At 70.7% G+C, this 23,753-nt stretch carries 34 protein-coding genes; 6 read left to right on the top strand and 28 right to left on the bottom strand.

The genetic code is table 11. The features are described 5' to 3' along the window. Positions 1-338: 338 nt before the first annotated feature. Complete coding sequence (locus tag ACWCWD_RS28925; RefSeq protein WP_450777204.1) at positions 339-836, bottom strand: hypothetical protein; 498 nt, start codon at positions 834-836, stop codon at positions 339-341. A gap of 187 nt (positions 837-1,023) precedes the next feature. Here ACWCWD_RS28925 and ACWCWD_RS28930 point away from each other — a divergent pair, with 187 nt between their 5' ends. Beyond that, positions 1,024-1,164 (top strand): hypothetical protein, encoded by a 141-nt coding sequence (locus ACWCWD_RS28930; RefSeq protein ID WP_450777205.1) that lies wholly within the window; start codon positions 1,024-1,026, stop codon positions 1,162-1,164. 351 nt (positions 1,165-1,515) lie between these two features. On the opposite strand, the gene ACWCWD_RS28935 is transcribed toward ACWCWD_RS28930, so the two are convergent. Further along, on the bottom strand, positions 1,516-2,292 hold the full coding sequence (locus ACWCWD_RS28935) for an HNH endonuclease family protein (RefSeq protein WP_450777207.1): 777 nt from the start codon (positions 2,290-2,292) through the stop codon (positions 1,516-1,518). A 165-nt stretch (positions 2,293-2,457) separates the two neighbouring features. After that, a complete protein-coding gene (locus ACWCWD_RS28940; RefSeq protein ID WP_450777209.1) occupies positions 2,458-2,910 on the bottom strand; it encodes a lamin tail domain-containing protein in 453 nt (150 codons plus the stop codon). A 334-nt stretch (positions 2,911-3,244) separates the two neighbouring features. Here ACWCWD_RS28940 and ACWCWD_RS28945 point away from each other — a divergent pair, with 334 nt between their 5' ends. Both ACWCWD_RS28945 and ACWCWD_RS28950 read left to right on the top strand, forming a co-directional pair. After that, the gene (locus ACWCWD_RS28945; RefSeq protein WP_450777211.1) at positions 3,245-4,210 is read left to right on the top strand and encodes an ATP-dependent DNA ligase; all 966 of its coding nucleotides are present in this window, start codon (positions 3,245-3,247) and stop codon (positions 4,208-4,210) included. Positions 4,211-4,282: 72 nt separating this feature from the next. Beyond that, a complete protein-coding gene (locus tag ACWCWD_RS28950; protein ID WP_450777213.1) occupies positions 4,283-4,789 on the top strand; it encodes a DUF6233 domain-containing protein in 507 nt (168 codons plus the stop codon). A gap of 34 nt (positions 4,790-4,823) precedes the next feature. Here ACWCWD_RS28950 and ACWCWD_RS28955 read toward each other — a convergent pair whose 3' ends face one another. The 3 genes from ACWCWD_RS28955 to ACWCWD_RS28965 all read right to left on the bottom strand — a co-directional run bounded on the left by ACWCWD_RS28955 (position 4,824) and on the right by ACWCWD_RS28965 (position 7,270). Beyond that, positions 4,824-5,255: a hypothetical protein gene (locus ACWCWD_RS28955; RefSeq protein ID WP_450777215.1), complete on the bottom strand. Its 432-nt coding sequence runs from the start codon at positions 5,253-5,255 to the stop codon at positions 4,824-4,826. 111 nt (positions 5,256-5,366) lie between these two features. Continuing rightward, the gene (locus ACWCWD_RS28960) at positions 5,367-5,939 is read right to left on the bottom strand and encodes an N-acetyltransferase family protein (RefSeq protein WP_450777217.1); all 573 of its coding nucleotides are present in this window, start codon (positions 5,937-5,939) and stop codon (positions 5,367-5,369) included. Next, positions 5,936-7,270 carry a hypothetical protein gene (locus ACWCWD_RS28965; RefSeq protein WP_450777219.1) on the bottom strand — a complete coding sequence of 445 codons (1,335 nt, stop codon included), beginning with the start codon at positions 7,268-7,270 and terminating at the stop codon, positions 5,936-5,938. The genes ACWCWD_RS28960 and ACWCWD_RS28965 overlap by 4 nt, the downstream gene beginning before the upstream one ends. A gap of 327 nt (positions 7,271-7,597) precedes the next feature. Between ACWCWD_RS28965 and ACWCWD_RS28970 the strand changes: the two genes are divergently transcribed. Together ACWCWD_RS28970 and ACWCWD_RS28975 are read left to right on the top strand one after the other, a co-directional pair. Next, positions 7,598-7,939 carry a hypothetical protein gene (locus tag ACWCWD_RS28970; protein ID WP_450777221.1) on the top strand — a complete coding sequence of 114 codons (342 nt, stop codon included), beginning with the start codon at positions 7,598-7,600 and terminating at the stop codon, positions 7,937-7,939. Further along, on the top strand, positions 7,936-8,337 hold the full coding sequence (locus ACWCWD_RS28975) for a restriction endonuclease (RefSeq protein ID WP_450777223.1): 402 nt from the start codon (positions 7,936-7,938) through the stop codon (positions 8,335-8,337). The genes ACWCWD_RS28970 and ACWCWD_RS28975 overlap by 4 nt, the downstream gene beginning before the upstream one ends. Here ACWCWD_RS28975 and ACWCWD_RS28980 read toward each other — a convergent pair. The 9 genes from ACWCWD_RS28980 to ACWCWD_RS29020 form a co-directional block, all read right to left on the bottom strand. Continuing rightward, complete coding sequence (locus ACWCWD_RS28980) at positions 8,303-9,682, bottom strand: hypothetical protein (RefSeq protein ID WP_450777225.1); 1,380 nt, start codon at positions 9,680-9,682, stop codon at positions 8,303-8,305. The genes ACWCWD_RS28975 and ACWCWD_RS28980 overlap by 35 nt on opposite strands. Positions 9,683-10,318: 636 nt before the next feature. Then, the gene (locus ACWCWD_RS28985) at positions 10,319-11,371 is read right to left on the bottom strand and encodes a replication-relaxation family protein (protein WP_450777227.1); all 1,053 of its coding nucleotides are present in this window, start codon (positions 11,369-11,371) and stop codon (positions 10,319-10,321) included. Positions 11,372-12,009: 638 nt separating this feature from the next. After that, on the bottom strand, positions 12,010-12,207 hold the full coding sequence (locus ACWCWD_RS28990; RefSeq protein WP_450777229.1) for a hypothetical protein: 198 nt from the start codon (positions 12,205-12,207) through the stop codon (positions 12,010-12,012). Positions 12,208-12,310: 103 nt separating this feature from the next. Continuing rightward, positions 12,311-12,679 carry a hypothetical protein gene (locus tag ACWCWD_RS28995; RefSeq protein WP_450777230.1) on the bottom strand — a complete coding sequence of 123 codons (369 nt, stop codon included), beginning with the start codon at positions 12,677-12,679 and terminating at the stop codon, positions 12,311-12,313. Positions 12,680-12,752: 73 nt separating this feature from the next. Continuing rightward, on the bottom strand, positions 12,753-13,148 hold the full coding sequence (locus tag ACWCWD_RS29000) for a DUF3307 domain-containing protein (protein ID WP_450777232.1): 396 nt from the start codon (positions 13,146-13,148) through the stop codon (positions 12,753-12,755). A 77-nt stretch (positions 13,149-13,225) separates the two neighbouring features. Continuing rightward, positions 13,226-13,423 (bottom strand): hypothetical protein, encoded by a 198-nt coding sequence (locus ACWCWD_RS29005; protein ID WP_450777234.1) that lies wholly within the window; start codon positions 13,421-13,423, stop codon positions 13,226-13,228. A gap of 40 nt (positions 13,424-13,463) precedes the next feature. Next, positions 13,464-13,826, bottom strand: a complete 363-nt coding sequence (locus ACWCWD_RS29010; RefSeq protein ID WP_450777236.1) for a hypothetical protein — start codon at positions 13,824-13,826, stop codon at positions 13,464-13,466. Positions 13,827-13,979: 153 nt separating this feature from the next. Beyond that, a complete protein-coding gene (locus ACWCWD_RS29015; RefSeq protein ID WP_450777238.1) occupies positions 13,980-14,264 on the bottom strand; it encodes a hypothetical protein in 285 nt (94 codons plus the stop codon). A gap of 111 nt (positions 14,265-14,375) precedes the next feature. Further along, positions 14,376-14,603: a hypothetical protein gene (locus ACWCWD_RS29020; protein ID WP_450777240.1), complete on the bottom strand. Its 228-nt coding sequence runs from the start codon at positions 14,601-14,603 to the stop codon at positions 14,376-14,378. A 579-nt stretch (positions 14,604-15,182) separates the two neighbouring features. Between ACWCWD_RS29020 and ACWCWD_RS29025 the strand changes: the two genes are divergently transcribed. After that, on the top strand, positions 15,183-15,488 hold the full coding sequence (locus tag ACWCWD_RS29025; RefSeq protein ID WP_450777242.1) for a hypothetical protein: 306 nt from the start codon (positions 15,183-15,185) through the stop codon (positions 15,486-15,488). A 122-nt stretch (positions 15,489-15,610) separates the two neighbouring features. Here ACWCWD_RS29025 and ACWCWD_RS29030 read toward each other — a convergent pair whose 3' ends face one another. The 13 genes from ACWCWD_RS29030 to ACWCWD_RS29090 form a co-directional block, all read right to left on the bottom strand. Then, positions 15,611-16,540 carry a hypothetical protein gene (locus tag ACWCWD_RS29030; protein ID WP_450777244.1) on the bottom strand — a complete coding sequence of 310 codons (930 nt, stop codon included), beginning with the start codon at positions 16,538-16,540 and terminating at the stop codon, positions 15,611-15,613. Further along, complete coding sequence (locus ACWCWD_RS29035) at positions 16,540-17,472, bottom strand: ParA family protein (protein ID WP_450777246.1); 933 nt, start codon at positions 17,470-17,472, stop codon at positions 16,540-16,542. Before ACWCWD_RS29035 ends, ACWCWD_RS29030 begins: the two co-directional genes overlap by 1 nt. Positions 17,473-17,721: 249 nt before the next feature. Continuing rightward, on the bottom strand, positions 17,722-18,330 hold the full coding sequence (locus ACWCWD_RS29040; RefSeq protein WP_450777248.1) for a hypothetical protein: 609 nt from the start codon (positions 18,328-18,330) through the stop codon (positions 17,722-17,724). A 56-nt stretch (positions 18,331-18,386) separates the two neighbouring features. Then, positions 18,387-19,307, bottom strand: a complete 921-nt coding sequence (locus ACWCWD_RS29045) for a hypothetical protein (protein ID WP_450777250.1) — start codon at positions 19,305-19,307, stop codon at positions 18,387-18,389. 110 nt (positions 19,308-19,417) lie between these two features. Next, a complete protein-coding gene (locus ACWCWD_RS29050; protein ID WP_450777252.1) occupies positions 19,418-19,795 on the bottom strand; it encodes a hypothetical protein in 378 nt (125 codons plus the stop codon). A gap of 113 nt (positions 19,796-19,908) precedes the next feature. Continuing rightward, complete coding sequence (locus ACWCWD_RS29055) at positions 19,909-20,328, bottom strand: NUDIX domain-containing protein (protein ID WP_450777254.1); 420 nt, start codon at positions 20,326-20,328, stop codon at positions 19,909-19,911. Positions 20,329-20,368: 40 nt separating this feature from the next. Continuing rightward, on the bottom strand, positions 20,369-20,650 hold the full coding sequence (locus ACWCWD_RS29060) for a hypothetical protein (protein ID WP_390965841.1): 282 nt from the start codon (positions 20,648-20,650) through the stop codon (positions 20,369-20,371). Continuing rightward, positions 20,647-21,087, bottom strand: coding sequence for a hypothetical protein (locus ACWCWD_RS29065; protein WP_450777256.1), 441 nt, complete (start codon positions 21,085-21,087; stop codon positions 20,647-20,649). Before ACWCWD_RS29065 ends, ACWCWD_RS29060 begins: the two co-directional genes overlap by 4 nt. Then, entirely contained in the window at positions 21,084-21,746 is a 663-nt protein-coding gene (locus tag ACWCWD_RS29070) for a GGDEF domain-containing protein (RefSeq protein WP_450777258.1), read from the bottom strand. Before ACWCWD_RS29070 ends, ACWCWD_RS29065 begins: the two co-directional genes overlap by 4 nt. Before the next feature lie 158 nt (positions 21,747-21,904). Then, positions 21,905-22,027: a hypothetical protein gene (locus ACWCWD_RS29075; RefSeq protein ID WP_450777260.1), complete on the bottom strand. Its 123-nt coding sequence runs from the start codon at positions 22,025-22,027 to the stop codon at positions 21,905-21,907. A 101-nt stretch (positions 22,028-22,128) separates the two neighbouring features. Next, positions 22,129-22,479, bottom strand: coding sequence for a hypothetical protein (locus tag ACWCWD_RS29080; protein WP_450777262.1), 351 nt, complete (start codon positions 22,477-22,479; stop codon positions 22,129-22,131). A gap of 122 nt (positions 22,480-22,601) precedes the next feature. Further along, positions 22,602-22,826: a hypothetical protein gene (locus tag ACWCWD_RS29085; RefSeq protein ID WP_450777264.1), complete on the bottom strand. Its 225-nt coding sequence runs from the start codon at positions 22,824-22,826 to the stop codon at positions 22,602-22,604. 119 nt (positions 22,827-22,945) lie between these two features. After that, entirely contained in the window at positions 22,946-23,647 is a 702-nt protein-coding gene (locus ACWCWD_RS29090; protein ID WP_450777266.1) for a DUF4097 family beta strand repeat-containing protein, read from the bottom strand. Positions 23,648-23,753 lie beyond the last annotated feature (106 nt).

Genomic DNA, 23,753 nt, shown 5'->3' on the forward strand with positions numbered 1-23,753 from the left:
GGGGGGGGGGGGGGGGGCGGGCAGAGGCGGGGCGGGCCAAACGGGGGGGGGGGGGGGGGCGCGCGGGGGGGGGGGGGGGGGGGGGGCGGGCCGCCCCCCCCCCCCCCCCACGGCGGAACCGTCGACGGGGCGGGGTTCGGGGAGGTCATGTCCCAAGGACGACGGGACGGCGCTGACGGTTGCCAGGGGGTGGGTTGCGCCTCGACGTAGGCGACGATCGTGATCGTGCGCGCAGTGTGTCGCCCAGTGGGCTCCCTGGTCGGCTGGCTCCGACGGGTTCACGCAGCGCGGTCCGCACGCAGTCCTCTCGCCGGGGAGCGCCGGACCGCGCTTCGGTGTCAGCGCCCGGTTTGCATCATGCGCAGGGCGATGGGCCGGGACACCGCCGGTTCCGCCCGGCGCGCGAGGGCGTTCGCCCCGTGGCCAGCTTCCCGGGCCTCCCACAGGGCTTCCGCGAGAAGGGAGTCCGCCGTTCGGTCCAGGTACCGGGCGTAGAGCTTAGCGTCCCGCGCGATGTCCACAGCACGGAGTTCGGCGGGGCTGGTTTCGCTGTCGAGCTTGTCGGACCCGACAGCAGCAACCTCCTCGTTCTGCTCGTCACTGTCGCCGCTGAAACGGACGATGCAGCGCAGGTAGGGGTTGCCGTACTCGTCGGTGAGCCGGACGGGGATGTCGGGGTCCTGACTTTCTTCGTCGACCACCCAGTTCTGGAGCACCTCCCTGCCGTATTCGGTGGAGGTGCCCTCGTACTCCTCGATCTCGTCTCCGATGATGACGACGTACCAGTTGGGGTCTTCGGCGTTGTCGGTGGCTTCGATGGTGTGGTGGAAGCGCATGGGGTCCCCCTTGTTTGTGGCGGTTGCCGCACCTCCACCGTAACGGTAAACGCGTTGACCAGTCAACGCGTTTACCAGCATGCGGGGGGCGTGGACCCGGAAGCGGCCCCTCCGGCAGGGGTGATGAGTACGGGCCGAGACGGCGGCCAACGCCCCTGGTACACAGACCAGTTCGTCGGATCCCACGGTGGACGCTCTCGTGTGCGCGGGCATCGGGGTGGCGGCTCCCGGCCCAGCGGCGGCCTCACCCGCTCGGACCGCCGCCGACGCCCAGTACGCCCAGTACGCCCACGGGGCGGCAATCGGCTGGTACCGCTCGCCGCCCTGAGGCCGGCGGTGCCGGGGCGGGTCAGCTCCAGGCCCAGACCATGTGGCGGCGCGCGGATGCGATCGCCGGCCTGGAGCTCCTCTGGCGGTGCTCCAGTCGGTTACGCCTCGCGTGTCCGGACCGGCACCTTGCCCCTCCCGGGATCACCGCGCGCCACCTCCGCGCGGTCCGGGCGTCCCGGAACGGGCCCGCGAGAGCTGTCGGAAGCGGGGTACGACGGCGCCGACGGACGAACCGCCGGACAGACCAGCGTCTCCCCCGCCGCCCACCTCCGCGACGTGTGGGCTTGACCGTTCACTCAACTGCGCCCCACGACCGGCCCCGTCTGCGTCCGGGCGTCCCGGCAGCGGTTCACGGTGCGACGTCGTACTCCACGACAGCGTCCGGGCAGGCGGCGGCGGACTTCAGCAGCGCGGCACGCTCCGCCTGGTCGGCGTTCAGCCCCCAGCGGAGCTTGGTGGCGGTCCAGTCGGTCACGTAGCCGCACCGCGCGTCCTCGGACGGCGGGAGCCAGGAGGCGGGGTCCTTGTCGCCCTTGGACCGGTTGGTCTTCGCGGACACCGCGATGAGGGACCGGTCGGAGCCGAGGTCGTTGGCATACGCCTCACGGCGCTCCGGGGTCCAGTCGTACGCCCCGCTGTCCCACGCCTCGGCGAGCGGCACCATGTGATCGATGTCCAACTTCCCAGCGTCCGTCACCTCGATGCCGTCGTACGCCGACATCCACGCCCCACCGCTGAGCACGCACCGAGCCCCCTGGACCGGCTTCGTCGTCGCCTCGGCAAGCAGAACCTCGGCCCGGGTGGAGCAGCCGTCGCCGTCCTCGTCGATCCAGTGGTGGAAACTGTCGCGCTCGTACCCGTCACGCCGTTCCGCCGCTTCGGGGAGTTTCGCGACGGCATCCGCGAGCGGCAGTCCGCCGTCGGCGGGTGCGCCGCCGGGCGCACCGGACGGTGACGGTGTGGCAGCGGAGGCGGAGACGCTCGAGTCGGGCTTCGCGTCGCCTTCCGGGCCTGCGGCGCTGGGGTTGCAGCCGGTCAGGCAGACGGCGAGCAGGGTGAGGGTGATCGGGACGAGACGACGGCGCACGGTCGCACTCCTGGGCTGGGGAGGGGAAGGTCGCCTCATGTTCCCAGGCAGGGGATGGGTTGTGACAGACGGTCATGTGTGCTGGATGTCGCCCTGCCGTGCGGGCGGTCCTCCGGTGGCGGAGGGCTCGTGTGCGCCGACGGCGGTGGAACGCCGGCTGCCCGGGACCAGGGGTCCCGGGCAGCGGTGTGGTCGAGCGGCCGGTCAGCAGGTCTTGTAGTCGACCTTGGTGGAGTTGTACGAGCAGGAACTGGCCTTCGCCCCGTTCGCGCGCTTCAGCGTGGCGGTGTCCTTGTCGTTGTTCCAGACGTACGCGGCGCGGCCCTGGTACCGGTTGGTGGCGGTGTTGGTGCCCTTCCCCGTTCGGACCGTGACGGTCTTGCCCTTGGCCAGGGTGAAGGTGCCGAAGGTGTACTTGTGGTTCGAGGCGTCGGTCAGGGTCCAGCCCTTCAGGCTGACCGCGGCCGACGTGCTGTTCGTGATCTGGACCCACTCGCCGTTGAGGCTGGAGTTGGTGCGGATGTCCGAGCCGGGACTGTCGTAGTACACCTTCGAGATGTGGACGGTGCCGGCGGCCTGCGCGGACGTCGGCAGAACCAGGAGACCGGCGGCGGCCACCACGATCGTCGTGGCGGCCAGGGTGCGGGTACGGAGCATGTGCTTCCCTCGTGATCGGAGCCGGGCAACCCCCCTGTGCGGGCCCGGCAGACGATCACCCTACGAACCACCCGCCCCCGAAACGTTCCCTGTTACGCAACCGGGACGAATACCGCCAAGAGGCGGCCCTGCTGGCTGGTACCGCACTGGACGGAGTGAACTGTCATTCAGGTCTGCTTCAAGGTGAGACGCACACAACGACGGGCCCCTTGGCCTGCCGTCGGGCCGCCAAGGAGCCGGGGCGTAGAAGCTACGCCTCCCGGGGCTGACCACTGGGACGATCGCGGGACTTGGTGGAAGGGATCACGGTGTGACGTGGAGATCGCCGGAGCCCATGCTGAGTACGCCCGTTCCTGAGCCGGTACTGCGGCCGAGATGGGCGGCGGAGCCGAAATGGGACGGGTTCCGGGCCCTGGTCTCGGTCGAGGATGGCGGCCGGGTGGTGTTGCGGTCTCGGCGAGGCACCGACATGGCGCCTGCATTCGTGGAGATCGTGACGGCGGCCGGGCAACTGCCCGAGGAGACCGCGCTCGACGGGGAGCTCGTCGTCTGGGACGACGCGGGCCGTCTCGCGTTCGAGTGGTTGCAGAACCGGCTCGCCCGGCGCGGCGCCAGCGCCTTACGGGCCGCAAGTGAGTGGCCGGCGCACTTCGTGGCATTCGATCTGTTGCGACTGTCCGGTACGGACACGATGTCCTGGCCGTACGAGCGGCGCCGGGCCGAGCTGGCAGCGCTGTTCGCGGAGCGGCGGCTGACGGCTCCGTGGACGCTGTGCCCTTCGACGACCGACGCCGCCGTGGCGGGCCAGTGGCTGACCTGGTCGTCCGTCGGGATGGAGGGGCTGGTCTTCAAGCGGCTCGACGGTCTGTACCGGCCCGGGGTGCGGGGGTGGCAGAAGTACAAGGTGCGTGAGACCAGCGAGGCGATCGTCGGCGCGGTCACCGGGCCAGTGTCCGCGCCCGGCACGCTGTTGCTCGGCCGGTACGACGAGCAGCGGCGTCTCCAGTACACCGGGCGCACCACTCGCCTCCCCCGGGCCGGGGCCTTGCTGGTTGGTGGCATGCTCGCGCCGGTGCGCGGCGGGCATCCGTGGGCCGGGTGGTCGTTCTCCGCCGGGTGGGGCAGCCGGGAGAAGCTGGCCGTCACGCTCGTCGAGCCGGTGCTGGTGGTCGAGGTCGGTGTCGACGTCGCCCGCGACGCCTCCGGGCGATGGCGCCATCCCGCGCGCTGGCACCGCCCGCGCCCCGACCTCTCCGTCGCCGAGGTTCCCCGTCTGGCCGGCCCGGCCGGGAGATCGTGATGCCCGGCCCGGCCGGTGCACTTCGTCCTTCCCGTTATGACATAGCAGCGAGAATCGAACTAAATTAGAACAGTGAGTGATGACGATGCCTTCGGCCCTGCCCGCACGGCCCTGAATCTGCCGAAAGCGGACGGCCCTCTCGTGCAGGTGACACTCCCGGACGGGCAGACGCTCTACGCCGTAGTGAAAGCCCGACGGCGGGAGGCCGACGACACCTGGTGGTACGACCTCCAGGTCCACGTCCCCAGCCAGGGCCACGAGCGGGGACGGCTCCTCGTTCTGCCCGCCGCTGTCGACTTCCGGGTCCCGGCCTCCCTGTGCGGGCCGGTCGACGGACAACCGTACGACCAGGTTCCCACCGAGCGGTACGGGGTCGCACCCACATGGACGGTCGAAGCGCCGGTGTACTTCGGCCCGGAGCGCGGCCCGGCCCGGATCGTGCACCGCGGGGACTGCCACGCGGTCGGTGATGTCTCCCGGCCCGCGACCACCGACCAGGCCCGCACCATGCTCGCCCGCTCTGATGCCGCCTCTTGCCACACCTGCCGGCCCGACCGGGTCCTCGGACGCGCTCCGTAGCCGAACTGGCCCGCGCGAGGAACGCGGGACGCACTCACCCGGGAGACATGGCGGTTTCTTGTTCAACGCACCCGGATCGTGCACGTGGGGGCAGGAGCAGGAGCAGGTCGTTCACGATGTTGGCGGCGTCAACAGCGTCCTCCAGCAGGCGCAGGGCGTGGCGAAGAGCGTTCGCGAGGGCCGGGTCATGGACGAGTCCCCCCGGACCGCGGTCCGGGGCGGGGCCGCGCATGACGTCGTCGAGGAGTTTGCGTTCCACCACGTCCTGCGGATAGGGCAGCTCGGCTGTTCCTTTATCAGGCAAGGGCGCGCCCGCGTACATGTGCATGACGGCCTGGGCCAGGCCGATGCGCAGGCTGTGGGCGTCCATACGGATCTGCGCGAGGTACCGCGACAGATCGCCGGGGGTGGAACAGGCCGCGCCCTGGATGTCGCGGGCCCGGCGGTAGGCGAGCTTTTCGTTCATGGCGCCATCCTGGCGTGCCAGGCGGGAGCTGGTGCAGTCCAACACAGTTAAGCCGACGTGCTGTTCGGCGTTCTCGAACAGCAGCTCCTCTGCGGTGGGAGAAGTCGTGGGTTACCGCGCGACACTCCCGCTGCCGACTTCGAGGAGCAGGAGGTCGTAGACGGGGCCGCCGGGTTCGTTGCGGTAGGGGCCGGCGTAGGTGTAGCCGAGGCGTTCGTACAGGGTGCGGCCGGCGGTGTTGTCCGGGCGGACCAGGAGCGAGGCGTAGTCGGGGCTGATGGCCTTGAGGAGTTCGGCGTGGAGGCGGGAGCCGATGCCCTGGGACTGCCGGGCTGGGGTGACGGCGAGCTCGCACAGGCCCATGAGGCGTCCCGCGCGGACGTGCTGCGGGATCTCGGGCAGGAGGTCGCCGTACCAGTACTCGGGTGTGCAGGGGAAGGCGTAGCCGAAGCCGGTCATGGAGCCGTGCGCGTACGCGGCGACGAGGGTGAAGCCTTCGTGGCGGAGGTGGTTGGTGATCTGGTGGCGTAGCGCGGTGGTGGAGTGGCCGTCGGTGGTGGCGCCGGGGGTGTTGACGAGTTCGGGGTGGGCGTCGGCCCAGAGGTCGGTGAGGGTGTCGAGCAGGGGTGGGATCTGGCCGGGGCCGTAGGTGCGGATGGCGAGGTCGGTTTGGGTGTGGGTCACGGTCGTCCTCCTCCGGGGGCGGTGGTGGTGCGGTATTCCTCGATCCAGTCGGCGACCGCGGGGGTGCGGCTGTGTCGCTGGAGTGCGGTGTGGACGTTGTGCAGGGACTGCAGCAGGCGGTCGGAGCGTACTTCGGGGAGGAACGCGAGGAGTCGGCCTGCGGCTTCGGCGGCCGCCTCGGGCTCGGGCCGGTCCCTGACTGCATGGTGGATGGCGACGTCGGCGGTGTACAGGGCGCGGTTTCTGGTGAACGCGTCGCCGTGGAGGAGGACGGCTTGTTCGGCTCCGGCGGCGGCGCGGTCGTGCTGGCCGAGGTCGGCGCGGGCGAGGCTTTCGAGGCCCGCGAGTTCGCCGGGCGCGTAGAAGTCGAGCCAGCCCGGGTCGGCGTCGTCGCGGGGGCCCTGGGCGTAGAGGGCGTGGGCGCGGACGATTGCCTGGTCGGTGGCGGTGGCGTCGCCCATGAGGGCCCAGCCGCCGGCTTCGCGCATGTGGAACAGGGAGAGGAGTCTCGGGGAGCCGAGGCGGCGGGCGACGGTCTGGGCGCCCTGGGCGGCGGCGATCGCTTCGCGGGGGCGGCCGGAGGCTTTGGCGAGGAGGGAGAGGCAGCCGAAGGCGTGTGCTTCGAGGGCGGGGTCGTCGGCGATCCGTGCGGCGGCGAGGGCCTCGCCGTACAGGGAGTGGGCGTCGGCTGAGCGGCCGGAGTCGTAGGAGAGCCATCCGGCAGCGATCGAGAGGGCGCCGGTCGCGGTGCGCAGCTTCGTCTCGGTGCGGTGGGTGTAGGTGCCGGACTGGAGCCACTGGTAGGCGGTGTGCAGGGCCTCGGCGGCGGCCTGGCGCAAGGGGGCGGAGCCGTGCTCGTGGTCATGGGCGTAGAGAGTGGTGACGGCGTCGTTGACGGCCCGTACTTCGCGTGCGCCGATCTTCCCTGGTGTCGGTCCGGTGGTGAGCGGGAGAACCAGGAGGGTGGCCGCGCCGTCGAGGAGGAAGGTCCGCCGGTCCGGCGCCCGGGCCGGTTCTTCCTGACGCCCGTACGCGCCGGTGAGGGACTGACCGGACCGGGCGGCCCGCGCGGGGAGGGTGAAGCCGAGGTCGGTCATGCTCCGGCCGTGGGTCATCTTCGTGAGGATGCGCTGGTAGACGGCGCGGGGGCACCGGACGTTGCCGTCTTCCCAGTCGGCGACCAGGCGCGGGCCGCAGGCGACGTTCTCGCCCATCGCCTTGCCGGTCTCGTTGACCTTCGTCGCGAACTCCGTGCGGCTCATCTGGAACTCGAGTTCGCGAACCGCGCGCAGCCGGGTGTTGGGGACGGGCTTGCTGGGGTGGTCGTTCATGCCGGCTCCGGGTCGGGTGCGGCGACCGTATCCCTTCCCGGTGCTGCTCCGCCCGGGATTCGGCCTGGTTCACCTGGACTTGCATCGCTCTTTCATCGGTGTGACATCGCGTCCGCACAGGCGTTGCTGCTTGGGTAGTGCGTTACGTGACGTCTGATCAGGGAGATGGCGATGGCACCTGCTTCCATCGGGAGACCGGCCAGCTCGGGGGAGCCTGCGGCCCCGGAATGGCGTGAGCTCGCCACGGTCACGGATGCCCAGCGGATCCGGTGGCGGGGGCACCGGGCCCGTACGCGGTGGGTGGAGTGCGGACGAGGGTGGGACGCGGTGGCCGTCGAACCGATGGCCGTTGGACTCGACGCGCTCACCGCGATGGGCGCGGGCACCCGCGACGGCTACCGGGTCCTGGTCGACCACCTCCGCGACCAGTTGTACGTCCTGGTGCCGGCGGACTCCCGCGACGTGTTCGCGGGCGTCCCTGGGGTCCGGGTGCTGTCCGTGGGGCACCAGCTCCTGGCCCCCATCACGCCGCAGGACGGAACGGCCGCCGCCGACTGGATCAGCCACCCGGACACCAGCACCCCGAGCGCGGGGCTCGTCCCGGCCGTCCCGTTCGCCGACCGGTTACGGCACCTCGCCTCCCCCTCCTGCGCGACGGCCGCGTCGTGAACGGGCACACCGTGCTCTACGACCCCGAAGGCCGCGTGGGCGCCCACCTCCCGCTCGACCGGACCACGCACGAGCACCTGCTCCGGGCGGTGCTGTCGTGGACCGATCCAGGGGCGTTGCGGCCCGACGACTACGAGCAGATCGGGCTTCTGCTGACCGGAGCCGCCCGCGCCGTCGCTGTCGACGTACACGACTGCGCGAGCCGTCTCCCGGACCACGACGGCCGGCGCCTGTTCACCGAGATCGTGCTCGCGGAAGCCGACGGCCCCCTCTCACAACGCTCCCGCAACCTGAACGGAGTGAAGACGAAGGCCGGTGTGCTGCGTGCGCTCTACGGACGGCTCGACCGGCTGCAGGACGTGGCTACTGCTGGGACTCCTGGGCGAGGACTCGGGTGATGACCCGCATGGGGATGTGGCCCTTGTAGTGAAGGTCGTGGCGTTGAGCTTGGTCGGTCCAGCGGATCAGGTGGTCGCGACCGGCTCCACCGGCCCCGGCCCACCGGTTTCGCAGCAGCTCGTAGAGCTTGTCCCGCCAGCGGTTGCGCGGAACATCCCAGGTCCGCCATGCGCGGGTGAGGGGCGGGAGCGGGGCCTCGCTGGCGCCGGGCAGAGAGGCGACGGCGAGCTCGACGGCGGCCTGGGCCTCCGCCATCACGGCTCGGGCTCTGGCGATTTCCTCTTCGGAGTGGGGGCAGGGCCACGTACCGGGCATCTCGGGATCGTCGCGCAGACGCGCGTCTGAGTCGATCTCCACGGCCTCACGTGTGCGCAGTCGGTCGGCGCGGGCCAGGAGGAGGATCGAGGTGACCCACGGGGCCAGTTCGGCGGCAACAGCGTGCTGGGCGCGCGCCAGGGACTCGGCGCTCGTGGCGGTGATCGAAACCCGGGCCACCGGATGGTCCCCGTCGTAGAAGAGCACCTCGTCCGGAAGGGTCTCGCCCGAGTTCTCGGGGTCGGCTCGCCGGAAGGGCGGGAAGTAGAAGTGCGCCCCGATGTCGTCAAGGGCGTCGTCGGTGCGGACGGGAAAACGCAAGCGGGGCAGCGGGACGTGGGGGTCGATGGCGTCGGCGTGCACCGTGCTGGCCTCGTACTCCTCGATCTCCTGCACGGTCGGCGGCGCGAGGGGCGGTAGGCGGCGCTCGATGACGGACTTGGTCTCACCGTCCGACGTGCTGCCCCAGAGGGTCACCCGCACCGCAGCCGGGACGAGGTGCCGCCCGGCCCCGGGGCGTGTCCAGTCCAACCGGCTGTCACCGAACGACTGGGCCGCCGCGCTCAGCCACCGTTCGCGCCCTGCTAGCGTGCGCGCCTGCATCACCTGCGAAAACGCGGCCTCCGCGATGTCGTCGAGGGTGCGCGGGGTGTCCTCCAGGTCGAGCTTGTGTGGGCCCGGTCCGCCCCACACCAGGCGTTCGACGTGCTCCAGCTGCCAGCCCTCTCCGACCCGGACCTCGACCTGGTACCCGTACCGGGCCAGAGGGATGCCGGGGACGTCGCTGTGAGTCCAGCGCGGCTGTCCGTCCAAGACCGCGCCGGCGCGGACCGTTTCCTCGTACAGGGCGTTCGCCTGGTCGTGCTCCATACCCTGGCCCACCGTCGTCCACAGTCCGGTGGCGTCGTGGCGGAGGACCGCCCACTCGCGGTCCCAGACAGCATCCGCATCGAGCGCGAGGTCGACACGGCGCTCGGCCTTCTCACCCGTGCGGTACAGGGTGGTGCGCACCGATTGGACCATGCTCACGGAAGTGCCTTCCTTCTGGGGCCGCCATGGTGCATCGCTCCCCCGGCAAGCCTGCTCCACGCTGCGGCATCGACCTCTGCCCTCAGCACCACCCGTATCGCTGTCGGAATGACACTGATTGAGAGGCTTCGCCGCCCGCTGGTCCGATTCTGACAGCATCACCCGAGCGCGTCCGATGAATCACCGAACCCAGACTCGCAGCCGGAGTTGCGGGATGTGCTGCCCTGAGCCGCTGGAGTCTGCGTGCGGTTCACTCGACGGACTGAAGGACAACGCCTCGGGCTCACCGGGCACCGCCCCCGTTGGGAACCTGGAGGGCTCTCGGCCCTCGCAGGTCCTCGCTTACCACCATGGGTCCGCCGGCCATCGGCCCGAGACCATCTTCGGTGGCATCTGCTACGAGTTCTCCACTGGGACAGTCGACCTTGCCCGTGGCGCTGATTGACCTTCGGGCCCTGGGTCTGGACAACTTGGTCGGCGGCGAGCTGGCCCCGCAGCCTCAACGTCTGCGGGGCCCGTCGGCGCCTGGCTCGACGACGGCGCCGAATGGTGCTCGTGGTTCGCGAGCACGTTGCTGCTGCGCAGCGTGGAGTGGAGTCCGGTCAGACCGAGGCGGGATCTGTCAGACGAACGGTGTCACCGGCTTCGGAGGTGGGCCTGGGGTTGGCCGTCTGGGTTTTCGAGCGCGCCGGTGAGGGTTTGCCCGTCTGGGTGTCCGTAGCGCCACCAGACAGGTCCGTGAGGCCCTTGCCGCTGCAGGAGGGCGAGAGTGGTGGCGATGACGGGGACGGTTCCGGTGTAGTCGCGATAGCCGCTTGGTCCGCTGTTCGCGGTGGCGGCACCGCTGTGCCATTTGCCTTCCCAGGCGGTGGTGGAGAGGTCACGAATCGCCGTGATGCGGTTCATTGCCGAGGTCGGGCTGAGGCTCTTCGCGAAGACCAGGGCGAGTGGTGGGTACCCGCCTCGGCCGGAGTCATCCCACAGCGTTGACCAGAGCGCGGTCTCACGGCCCTGATGGCCTTTCACCGTGCGCTCGAAGAACGTCCGGTAGGCCATGATCTTCTGCGCGACCGCGGCGGCGGGTTCGGTGTGGGTGTCCACCTCTACGAAGAGGACCGGCACGCCGTCTTCTGGGGCGGTCAGGATCGCGTCGGCGTAGAGGCTTCCTCGCTCGGGCGCTGCGAACGTCCCGCTGACGGGGAGAGGGACGTTGGTCTCCCATCCCCGCAGGTGCCCGAGCCCTCTCGGTCGTGAGGGGAGCGTGTCGGCCGGTCGGTCGAGTGCCAGCGGCGAGGGTGAGTGGGGCGTTACTGCGGCTGTGCGGCGAACTGGCTTCGTGGGCAGCGGTGGCGACTGGCGGAAGGCATCGACGGTGTCTGTGACGGCGACGGCGTGCGGGGCGCCGATCATCGCTGCGTCTCGTGCGGTACCGCCCATCTCGTGGACCGGCCGCCCTACCTCCGAGGCTGCCGCCGCAAGGCCGGCGGAGGTCAAGTTCCAAAGGTCTCGCCGCACGGGGCGCCCGGTCGGCGACATGAAGGACGTCCGGCCCACGGACTCCGCCAATCCGGCGTACCGCAGGTCTTTGCACGCGTTGCGTACCGTCTGCACGTCAGCGGTTCCCGGCAGCACCAACTGCCGCAGTTGTTCGGCCGTGGCGACCTTCACGATTCCCAGCGCGAGGAGCACCAGCCCTCGCGCCTTCGCGGTCGACTTGTACGGCCATGCACTCGCCCCACCCATACCTGCCCATCCCTCTCCTGACGCCTACCAGCGTCAGGTGTTCCCCGGCCGCCCCGTGTCCCGGCTCGGCGCTCCGCGATCCGGCCTCGCCAAGAGTGAGACACCCCGCTCTCGCCGATGGTGTCGCCGAGGTGCCCGGGGCCCCTTTCGCGGGTCTACCTGCGCAGACACGCAGCAGCACCATGATCACTGTAGGGAGAAGTGTAGGGACAACTGTAGGAACAGATGTAGGGGGGTGGGTGGCAACCCGAGGGCCGGAGCTCAACCTAGACAGCCAGCCGAGAGGTGAGGGCCGTCGGGTACCGACTTGGATCGGCCGCCATCATGACGCCGCACCGAGGGAGGTCCGTTGCCCGGTACGCCTCGACCCCACAGGGCGCCAAATGGGGTCCGACCTCGAAGGAGGTCGTCCCGGGGCCGTTTCCAATGGAAACGCTGGTCAGTCGCGGGCGGAGAAGCAGCTGGCCGACAACTGCGCCTGTTGGCACGGCGACTGGTCGCACCGGTGGGAGCAGCACATCCCTTCTTCTTCTGACGCAGCCAGGAGGCCACCCTCAGTCGGTGGCCGGTGTCGAGGCCCCGGGCTACAGCTCGCCCGCGCGCGAGTCCTTGAGCCACCGCCAGACGCCTGCCGGATCCGGGGCGTAGAGGGAGCGGCCTCCGGGGTATGTGCCGTGGTCGCTGAGGATGGCGGTCCACGGGTCGTCGTCATCGAGGAGCACCGGGACTTTCTGCCCGTCCAGCGGCCCTCCGTGCAGTTCAACATCGATCGGCTTGTCCATCCCGCCACCGTACGGACACGCGGTCCCCGGGGTGGTGAGAACTGCATGTTCACGGGCGGTGCTCTCGGTAGCTGGTAGCGCCCGGCTCCGAGCAGTTGACGTGTCACTCGCCGCCCGCGTCCTCGCCCTCGTCTTCGTCCTGAGCGTCGGCTTCGTGCGCGGGTCCGGGCGGCACAACGGGTTGCATCCCGTGTGGCCACACGTATGTACGCGTCACGATGGAGCCGGGGCCACCGGCCAACGCACCGGAGACCGTGTAGGTGATATGCCCGTCGGGCCAGTCGTATCGGGCCTCGACCGAGCAGTGGATCCAGCTGCTCCCGTCCCATACGTACATGCCCGGCCTGCGCCCGGCGGGGTAGGCCGTCACCCGGGGCCGCGACCCTTGCTCCGGGGACCATGGTCGGCGCTCTTGCGGGTCTCGGTCCGGACGCCTCTGCGGGGTCCCGTCGTCGGTGTTGTCGTTCTCCACGTCGTCGAGGGTATGCAGCCAGCCCCCCGTCCGGAGGGGACGGGGGGCTGCTGTCGTGTGGGGTGCGGCGGGGTCAGGTCGCGGAGAGCGCCAGGGCGGCGACCAAGAGCACCAGGATGTGTGCGGTCTGGTCGACGTGTGCGGCTCCCCCGCGCTGGGCCCAGGCCTGCTGACGGGCGATCCGCATCCACGCGGTGATCGGCCACCGACGGTCCAGGATCGCGTGAGTGGTCGTGATCCAGGTCAGGGCACCGAGGGCCGGGAGCGCCGGGATCGGGAGGTCGAGGACGAGGTGGCCGATGACGAGCATGACCCCGGCGACAACGAGGTGGGTCCCGGCGTGGGCGGCGTTGGCCCGCCATCCGGCGGCGCCCGCGGCGGCCTTGTGCTCGGCCTGGTGGTCGGTCTGGAGTGCGTAGTCGGCGGTGAGGTGTCCGGCGTAGAGCAGGACGAAGAGTTCTGGCAGCATGGGGGTCCCCTCGGTCTCACGTGGCTGGGCGGGAAGCAGGGGCGGCCGGCGCCGGGAAGTGACGGCCGCCCCGCCTTTCACTCTGTGCTGCTGGTGCCGAAGTTGAAGGTGCCGCCGTTGATGACACCGCCGACGATCCCGCCGTTGTTGACGCCGCCGAAGAGGCCGCCGGTGATCGATCCGCTGTTGTTGTACTGGGGCTCGTCGCTGTTCGGGTTGTCGGTGTTCTCGCTCGTGTTGTCGTTCTCGTTGCTGTTCTTGCTGAAGACGCCCATGGTGTTCCTGCTTTCGTTCGGGTGATCGGTGGGTGAGTGGTCAGCGGCCGAGGTGGCGCAGGCCGCTCTCGTACATCCGCCGGATAGCGGACTGGCGCTCGGCGTCGCCGAGGACGATGACCGCGATCCGGCCCCAGGAGACGCTGTACCTCTCCCGGATGGTGACGACCTGCTTGGCCGCCCGCCGGTCCAACTCCTTCGCGAGGGCCTTGGTGTGCATGGCGGCCTGCAGAGCGAGGTCGACGCTGTACTCCGTCACGTTCGCGCCTTCACCGAGGGCCTCCAGGGCGTAGGCGAGCTGGTCGCCTTCCACCGCGCGGAGGAGGTAGCCGTGCGGGTCGTCCTCGGGAGCCCAGGTGATCTCGACGGTGCGGCCGGCGGTCTTGGTGATGGTCACGGACATGGTGGTTCTCCCCTGATCAATCGGCCTGCACATTGTGCATAGGAAGAGAATGGCAGACCCCTGCACAATGCGCAAGGGGTTCCGGTGATGCCCGCCCAGCAGCCCGACCTCGCCCCTCCCGAAGAAGAATGCGCGGCGCCCTCCCGCAGGACGTCAGACGCAGGGCAGGCAATCGGAGACGGGCCAGTCGATGCGCACCCCCCGGCGGATCAGCGCGGTGAAGCTGTCGACCTGGCACATGGGCGGCTGCTCCTGGGTGAAGCGGCGCAGCGCCCGGTACACGCTGTCGCGCAGCTGGCCGTCGGTCAGCGTGGACGCCTGCTCCTGCACCTCGTCGAGGAGCTGCCCGGCGCGGGCCGCTCGGGACAGGGCGGCGTCGGCGAGCGGCCCTTCGGCGAAGCCGCCTCGTACGGACAGGCCGGGCTCGATGAAGGTCATGGTGACGGTCCTTTCCGCCCGGCCCCGCCGGTCTCCGGGGCGGAGACGCGGTCGCGGAACCGAGCGGGCGGGAACCTAGAGCACCGGGTTCGCTAGTGTCGCGTCCCGCTCCTACCGGCGGCGCCCGAACAGGCCGCGGCCCTTCTTCGCCTCCGCTTCGGCCGCTTCCCGCACCGCGGTTTCCTCCGCCTCGCGCCGCGCGACGCGTTCGGCCTCGAGCCGGGCGACGTGCTCCCTCTCGCACGGCCCGCGCAGGCCGTCCGTCTCGCTGCGCCAGGAAGACTGCCGGTTCGACTGCCAGCGTTCGTCGGTGAACTTCGTGCCGCACCGGGTGCACACCGGCCGCTGTGCCCCCGCTCCGCGGCCTTGCGTTCCGCCTGCCGCCGGCGGGACTGCTCCTTTTCCCTCTGGTAGAGCCGCTCGCCGTCCGGGTTGTCCAGGGCCTCGCTCAGCGTCTGCCACTCCTCGCGCCCGAGCCTGCGCCACACCCTTCCCGCTGCCCCGGCCTGGTCGGCGGTGATCCGCTCCAGCTCGGTGACGACCACGGGCGGCGCCCGGTGGTAGTCGACGGCCGTGTACCCGGCCCACGGGTACGGGGTCCCGGCGAAGTAGCGGCGGGCGGCCTGCTCGGCCGATCCCGCCGGACGCGCATCCGCGGCGACGTCCTGCCCGCCACGCGAACACCGCCCGGAGCCAGGCAAATGCTGCGCGGCAACGAGCCCCACGCGCCTCACACACCCCGAAAACGCCAAGTAACCGACTCCAGCGGTATCCAGCGCACCTTCACGCACCGCTCCCCGGACGACGACCAACGACGCACCCGGCCAGCACTCACGTCGCCGACTCCCTTCACCCCAGACAGACCCCCACCGCCCCCGGCAGCCCCCGGGGGCTTCGTGCTTCCTGGAGGACTCCGTCGTGCCGACCTACGAAACCCTGCCGCGCTTCGCCGTCGACCTTGACCGCCTCACTCCGGAACAGCGTCGGAAGTTCCGCCAAACCGTGGCGGCCTTCGTCGAGGACCTGCGCACCGGAGGACGTTTTCGCGCTGGCCTCCGCGTCAAGCGCGTCCAACGCGCACCCGGCGTCTACGAGCTCACCTGGTCCATGGGCGCCGGCCCCGCAGGCCGCGCAACGTGGCAGTACGGTGCGGCGCTCCGTCCTGGCACACCGCACGTGATCTGGCGTCGCATCGGTACTCACGACATCCTCACCGGCCCCTGACGCGAGGACTCCCAGTTACTTTCCCGCGTGAAACCAAGCCGGTCCGGCTGAGGTCGCGGGCGACGGTCGGACTCCCAGGAGCTGGAGTCCGACCGTCGCCCGCCAATCCGAGAAGGGCTAGATCACTCCGCCTTCGGGAGCTTGATCGCCACGGCCCTGTCGATCTGCTGGAGCAGCGACCCGATCGCCTGGATGAGCGGCACGGCGATGTACGGCTGCGCTTCAACGGCTCGTCGGGCTGTCGCCTTGTTCACCGTCTTGGCCGCTTCCTGGAGGGAGGCGAGGGTGTTCCGAAGACGCTCGATGTCCTTCACGGCAAGGGGGTCGGCCTTGCTATTGCTGGGTTTCCGGCTCGACTCCCCACTTGGGGAGTCCGTTCCCAGCGAGCTGATGTCGGGGACGTCCTTGGTCTTCTCTGTGCCGTCGGCGCTCTCGTTCGGGGTCGCCAGGAGTTCACGGACCCGACGACCGACGTCGGCGGCTTCGGCGTCCTTCGGGAGGACACCGAGGTCGTTGACGACCTTCTCGACGAGGTCGCCTGTGACTCGGGTCCGGCACCGGACGATGGTGTCGTAGACCGTGATCGCTACCTTGTCGCTGGTCTGGCGGCGCAGCTCGGTCATTTTCCGGACGTGGTACTCCAGCGGTTTGTGGCCGAGGTTGGCGAGGGCTTCACCGACGCGCCACTCGTCCTTGAGCCGGTGCAGCTGGGACTCGGAGATCTCCCATTTCTCCCAGATCCACTCCGCGAAGTTGGGGTTCTCCTCGCGGTGCAGCTGGGCGGTGCTCATCGTTTCGAGGGCCTTGCCCGCGATCCAGAACGCTTGGTGCAGGTTGTCGACGCCCGCCTTGCAGACGGCGAGGTCTTGGCGCTCCTCGTCGGAGAGTTCGTCCGTGCCGTGGGGCTGGTAGGGCGACGGGATGGAGGCGAGGGTGGTGCCGGGGAGCGCCTGGACCACGATGCTCGCTGCGCCGCCTGCGGGCATGCCTCCGAAGAGGCCGCCCGCCTGCTGCTGGGGGGCTTGGGTGTCGACGTCGAACAGGCCAGCCATCAGGCAGCCCTCCTGTGGTGCTCGAAGATCTCGGTGGTCAGCGTCCGCATCTCTTTGGCGAGCGGAATGATGGTGTCCGGGATGACGTCTTCCGCCTCCGCGCGCCCGGCCCTCACATCGCTCTGGCTCGCGGACTTCGGAAGCAGGTCGGCGTACTCAGCGAAGAGCAGCCCCTTCTTTCGGGCGTTGCGGGCGGGGACTTCGCGGTAACCGACGAGTGTCTCGAGGATGGGGGCGCCCTCTCCCAGGGTCTTGCGGATGTCCTTGCGGACCGCCGCGTGCATCAGGGTGGCGGAGGGGTTCGAGCCGTAGAGGAACGCTCCGGCGATCTGGAGGTGGGGGTTGATCTGCTGCTTGATGACCTTGAAGTTCTTGCTGATGCGCTCCATGCCCGAGATCGAAGAGTCGTCGGAGCGGGTCGGCACGATCAGGGTGCGGGCGGCCGCGAGCACCAGCTGCTCAAGGATGTCGTTCTCGGGGGCGCTGTCGAAGATGATGCGGTCGTAGAGCGGGGCGATCGGGGCGAGCGAACGGGCGAGGCTCTGCACGACGCTGGGACCCTCCTGCATGAGGCGCGCCATGAGGATGTTCGCGATGTCGGCGACGCGGGGGCCCCCGGGGAGCACGTCCAGGTTGGGGCGGACTTCGCGGATGGGCTGGAGCGGAACCCGGTCGTGGATGGCCCGGTAGAGGCCCTCGCCGTCTATGGCGGAGGGTCCTTGCGGGTGGATTCCGCGGCCGAACCGCTTGATGCCGAGGTCGTCATCGTCCTGGCCTGTGACGCAGATGAGGAGGGTCCGGTGCCCGTCGGCTGCGGACTCGCCGGCGAGGTGCGCGGAGACGGTGGATTTGCCGACACCGCCTTTGCCCGTCCCGACGGCTGTGCTGCCTTCGGGGGGTTCGATCGTCTGCGCTCCGTCTGGGTTCAGCACGGGGTGCCCTCCTCTTGCTCGTGTGTGGACCGCACCGTGCGCGGCAACCGCATCTTGACATACCCCGATCCCTTGGCAGGACTGGCCTGAGGGCATCACTCCCCACTTGGGGAGTCGACAGCAGCGCGCAGGATCCATCAGGTGTCGGACGGTGCGGAGTTGACGCGCTGGGCCCCAAAACGCAAAAAAGGCCCGCACTCCCCCGTGGCGTGTTCGCCGGGGAAGTGCGGGCCTTGGGTTCGGAGTGCTTCAGGTTCGGTTGCCCACCTGTGTGGAGGGAGTCGGCCTGGTCGGACGCCAGCGGTTCCAGCGGGTCGTCCAGTAGCCGCCGTTGGGTGCGACGGCGGCTGTGAGGAGCTCGTCGAGTTCCCGCAGGCGCTCGGCGGCGAACCAGTTGGGCTGGAAGTCGGCGCCGTGGCAGACCGGGCAGAGGTGGTCGTGGCCGGCGTACTCGTACTGGGGCGGGCAGCCGACGTCTTGGCAGGTCGGCTGGGTGGGGTCTTCGCCGATGCCGGCGCAGTAGGGGCAGGGGGTGTGGCGGTAGTCGATGGGTGCGCCGTCGTGGAGGTCGGAGTGGAGCTGGGCAAGGCCGGGGACGCCGAGCTCGCGCAGCAGGGCGTCGGCGGCGAGGACCTGGCGGTCGACGGTGGTGTGGTGGTGAGTGGCGAGCATCTGGGCGGCGGTGCACCAAGCGAGTGTGGAGCGGTCGATCGGGGCGACGTAGGAGCTGGCCCAGGGGTCGGTGGGGTCGAGGTCGGCGACCGGTGCGGGCGGGGCGGTGAGCGGGATGTTGTGTGCGGCGAGCTGGACGGTGACGTCGGTGATGCGGCGGTCGAACTGGTCGAAGACGGTAGTCATCGGGTCTCGATTCCTACGGCCGCCGAAAGCGTGCACCCTCGGCGGCAGGGCGGGTGTCAGGTTGCCGGGGTGGTGGCGGCGGTCTGGTTGAGGACGTAGCAGCGGAGGTCGATGTCACCGAGGAGAGCGGGTGCCTCGTTGCCGAAGACGAGCGAGCCGACCGTGACGACGAAAGTCCTCGTCACGGCGTCGCTCCCCTTCTTCATCTCAGCGCCCTGGAACAGGAGGTAGCGGGCCGTCAGGTACGTCGCGACGGTCAGGCCGGGGTCGGCCAGCAGGGCGAGGGCCGCAGCGCGCAGCGTCGCGCTGTCGCGGGGTTCGGGGGTGGCGGTGTAGATGGGGTTGCCGCCGGTCTCCATGCGGGTGGCGTCGATGCCCCGGGCGGCAACGCGGGCGGTCAGCTCGCGGGCGATGCGACGGGCGGTGCGGCCGCGGATGATGCGGTTACCGGGGACGTGTTGTCCGTCCGGCAGGCGCACCCAGGTCTTGAGGATGTCCCCGTCGACGTCCTCGACTTCGAAGCGCTCTTGGGCGAGGCGGCCGTAGCGGAGCATCGCCTCGTAGGCCGGGGTGGGGAGTCCTCCGGCGTAGGTGCGGGAGCCGGGGTCCCACTTCGCGCCGTCGCGGAGCCGGCCGACGCGGCCGATGCGGTCGTAGTTGTGGTGTCCGGGGCGGATCGGCGTACGGAAGCGCTCCGCGTCGTGAGGGATGCCCTGACCGAGGCGACCGCCCGCCTGCACGGCCAGGGTGTAGCGCCAGGTCACCAGGTCGGTGTGGACGGTGCGGAGCGCGGCAATCCGGTCAGCGCTGGTCGCGGCGGCGGCCCACAGGTCGGAGAGCCGGTCGCGGGCGGTGGTGGCGGCCTCGGCCTGCCGGTCGGCGAAGGCTCGGATCTCCGCCTGCTTGTCGGGGTCGGCGGTGCGCAGGGCGAGCGGGCTGGTGGGGAAGCGGTCGGGGGTGATCAACGCGGCGGTCATGGCTCTCCTGTTCAGATGCGTCTGTCTGGTGTGGTCACTGGCAGGGGGGGTGCAGAGCGGCGGAGCGTCGCACCCGGTCAAGCTGGTTCCGAGGGCCGGGTGCCGGGTGCTCAGCAGCGACGGCAGCGGGGGCCGTGCGCGATGCGGCACAGTTCGGCAACGGTGAAGCCTCCGAGAGTGCCGGTGTGGGTTACCTCGGATTCCGTCACGCGTCCGCGTCCGCTGCCGTCGGGGACGTCGATCTCCCACCCGGTGGTGACGTAGCGCCCACGGCCGACCTTCTTGATGTGGCCGACCGTCTTAATCCGGGCCCGCTTCGCCGTCTTCGCCTCTCGGCGGTCCTGCGCACGCGCGGTCGCCTCCCCGCTGGCCGTCTCGTACGCGCTCTGCTGGTCCGCCGCTGCCTGTGTGACTGCCGCCGCTTGCGCGGCGCGGTAGCGGTCCTCCTCCGTGCTGACACGGTCGATCTTGCGGGTGAAGAAGCCCATGACGCCTGCTTTCAGATGCGGGTGAGGTCTGGGGGTGTACGGGTGTGAAGCGGCGGAGCACCGCGCCTGGCCGGGGTAGGCCGGGCGCGGTGCTCCGGTGCCGTGGTGGTGTCTCAGGCGCCAGAGTTGGTGGCGGCCTTGAGGATGGAAGCGTGGTCGAACGCGAGGGGCGGGAGGTTGTGCAGGGGCCACCAGCGGGCGGTGGCGGCGTCGTCTCCGGCGGTGATCTCGGTGTCGGCGGGAACGACGGCAAGGTAGGCGGTGGTGCTGTACCGGCCGCGGGGGTCGCGGCCGGGCTGGTCCCAGGTCCCCAGTTCGAGCAGCTCGGCCGGAGAGACGTGGACGCCGGTCTCTTCGGCGAGCTCGCGGACGGCGGCGTCGCGGTTCGACTCGCCCGGGTCCCAGTGGCCGCCCGGGAGAGCAAAGGCGCCCTGGAAGGGCGGCCAGCGACGCTCGATCAGCAGGACACGGCCGTCGGGGGTCAGGGTGACCACGTCGGCGGTGTAGCGGATGGTCTCGGTGTTCTCGGTCATGTTCACCTTTCGATGTGGCCGGCGGGCTGGTCCCGTCGGCTCAGGCGTGGTCGTCGTCGCGTCGGCCCTTGGGCTGGGCGTCGGAGGCGTACCGGCCGGTGCGGCGCGCCTCTTCGGGGTTAGCGGTGAGCCAGGTCTCGGCGCAGGTTTTATGGGTCGGCTCTCCGGAGTGGGAGCGCAGGGAGGTGGGGTGTCCGCACAGGGTGCAGAGGCGGTCGGGGCGGTGGTCGTAGTGGCGGCTGTCGCGCCAGTCGAGAAGGCCGCCGGGGGCCGGGACGTAGCCCGGCTCCCACAACAGCTTCCTGGTGCGGCGGGTGCTCACGGGCTCAGGCCGGGCAGCTGCTCCAGGACCACGGCGAGGAGGTCCGGGTGCGGCCGCCAGGGGCCGAGCTGTCCGCGTGCGGGGATCGGCCGGGCGAGCGCCTGGACGTCGTCGAGCACCAGGTGCCAGGAGCCGGGGTGTGCCCACGGGGTGCAGGGCGGGGCGCCGTCGGGGTCCTGGTGGCAGTCGTTGATCCGGGCGACGCCGACCACGGCGCCGGTCACCAGCTCCCGGTCGCGGACCGTACGGGCGACCTGCGGCAAACGCAGCGCGGGCCGCTCGATCTGCTGGGCCGCGTGCAGGAGCACCCAGCCGGTGCGCCACGGTCGGGGCCGGTTCTCCACCGTCTTCTCGCCGGTGAGGATCGCGGTCGTCCACGGCTGTCGGATGGTGATGCCGCGGATCCAGTCACCGGCCGGTACGGCGGTGGTGGTCATGCGGCACGTCCCGGTAAGGCGGTGCCCGGGCGGCCGAGGCGGCGGCCGTTCACGGACGGCACTGCGGCGTGGCCGGCGGTCGCCAAGGTGACGGTGCCGGTGTGCTTGCCCTGGTACATCGCCGCGTCGGCGGCGCGCATCAGGGTCGGCAGGTCGCGGTGGCCGACGGCATGCGGGGTGGCGGCGCCGAGGGACACGGCCAGCGGCAAGGTGCCGTCCGCGTACGGGACGGCACGCTGCATCAGCTGGGCGAGGTGGTCGAGGCGCAGCGCCTGGTGGCGGGGTTCGATGCGGGTGATGGCGGCGAACTCGTCGCCGCCGAGCCTGCCTGCGACGCCTCGGGGTCCGGCCCATTCGGTGAGGCGGCGGCCGATCGCGGCGAGCGCGGTGTCGCCGGCGGCATGCCCGTGCGTGTCGTTCAGCTGTTTGAACCTGTCGGCGTCCGCGAGGACCAGGACGACGTCGCCGGGGTGGCGGTCGAGAAGGCGCTGGGCGCGGGTGGTGAAGGCCTCGCGGCGCCAGCATCCGGTGAGCGGGTCACGGTGGGCCTGGGTGAGGCGGTGGTGCAGGACGGCGGTGTGGAGGGTCCATCCGGCGAGCGGGACCGCGAGCGCGGTGATGTGCAGGACCCGGGGCGGTAAGGCGGTGGCGGCGGGCATACTGGTGGCTTCCTTCTCATCTCTGGCATGGGCGGGAAAGTCCGGGCCTGCCGATTTGAGCGGCAGGCCCGGACGCTTTTGTGTTCAGGGTGGTGCGGCTGAGCGGGTGCGTCGTGGTGGCGGGCTCGGTGGCCCGCCACCACGACGCTGAGAGACGGTCAGCAGCCGCCGTCGCGCTGGGCCGCGTCGGCCATCGACTGGGTCAGGCGGCGCTCGGCTTCGAGCTGCTCCTCCGCCGCCCGCTGCAACTCCGCCAGGCGCTGGGCCTCTTCGTCGGTCATGGAAACTCCCTCCGTATGAGCCGGCTGTTCCGGCTCCCCGCCCGCCCCCGATCCCGGGCCGGAGCGCGGGAGCGGGAACGGACGGGGAAACGTCCAGATACTCAGCGGGAGCGGTGGGCGCGGTCGCGGGCGGCGCCGAGAAGAGCCGCCCGGTCGGGGTGCTCGTCGACGACGGCGTGCAGGGCGTTCCACCAGGTGCGGGCGTAGCGGTCGCGGCGGATGAGGTCGCGGAGCTGTTGGCGGGCGCGGCGGTAGTGGGCGGTGAGGGTGTCGCAGAGGCACTCGGCGTCGGGGTCCTGAATGCGGGCCATGCAGGCGGGTGCCAAGCAGAGCACACCGTCGGGGTCGGTGAACCAGAAGCACCCGGTCGGCACGGTGTCGGGTGTGGTGGTCACGGGGTTGGTGCGGGTGCCGCGTCGTACGGATGCGCGTCGGGCGGTACGGGGGGTCACGCGAGCTCGTCTCCTTTCTGGTCTTCGCGGGAGCGGGGGAGGGGGTGGTGCGCCGTTGTTCGCGGTGGGGTCTGGAGTGGGGCCGTCCCGGCCCGGTGGGCTGGGCCGGGACGGCCGCCGGTTCAGTCCGTCCGGTAGCGCTTGGTCTGGCGCAGGATCTGGTTGCGCTGGATGTCCAGGGTGTCGGCGATGTCCTGCTGGGCTCCGTGGTAGCTGGCCTGCAGGGCGTCGATGGTCGTCCAGAACTCGGTCTCGGCGCGCTCGTGCGCGGCGTCGCGGCGCTGTTTGGCCTGGGCGACCAGGTCCCGTAGCTGGGTGCGGGACTGCTCGTCGGGTCGGGGGGGCATGGTGAGCTCCATTGAGGTCTGGGGGACGATGTGGCTGCCCCCCGTTTCTTTGGAGCGGGTTGGGAGGCCCGGGGCGGCCGGTGAGGTTGGTAGCCGGAAGCGGCCGCCCCGGGGCGCAGTCACCGGCTGCGGTGCGTGCCGACGAGGGTGCTCACGCGCTCGGTCAGGTGGCTGGTGCCGCGCGTGGTGATGTCGCCGGAGACCGTGTTCGCGTGGAGCACGCCGTAGGCGGCCGGGGTCGCGGAGACGTGGATGTCGCCGGAGACGGTGTTGGCGCGGCCCTCGGTGCCGTTGTACGCGCCGATCTCGATGTCGCCGGACACGGAGTTGATGTCGACGCGGGCGTCGACCCGGTCCACCCGGACGTAGCCGCTGGCGGTGTTGACCCGCAGGGTGTGCACACCGCGGGCTTCGATGTCGCCGGAGAGCGAGTTGACCTCCAGGAGCTGGAGGTCGCCGCGGGCGGTGAGGTCGGCGCTGGTGGTCTCCAGGCGGAGCGAGGACATGTCGCTGGGCAGGCGCACGTCGACGGTGATGGTGCCGTTGCGGAAGCCGGAGACGGCGGTGCCCGTCGTCATCGTGCTGCCCTCGGTCTTCGGGACGCTGACGGTGAGGCACTTGAGGTGCTTGTAGGGCCTCTCCTTCATCGTGGTGGCGCGCACCGCGTCGGCGAGGGGGCCCTCGATGTCGCTGGTGCTCACCGTGATGACCGTGTGCGTCAGCGTCGGGTCGACGGTGACGTTGACCGTTCCGACGTGGCTGATGACGTCGGTGAAGAGTGCGCCGGGGGCGAGGGCGGTGAAGGTCTGAGAGGTGGTCAAAGCAGCTCCTGGGTGCGGAGTGTGTGGGGACCGGTCGGCCCCTACACCTCGATAATGCATCCTTCGAGGATGCATTTCAAGCGGATGGCATCTTTCAGGGATGCGT

It is taken from the genome of Streptomyces sp. NPDC001493, assembly GCF_053597235.1.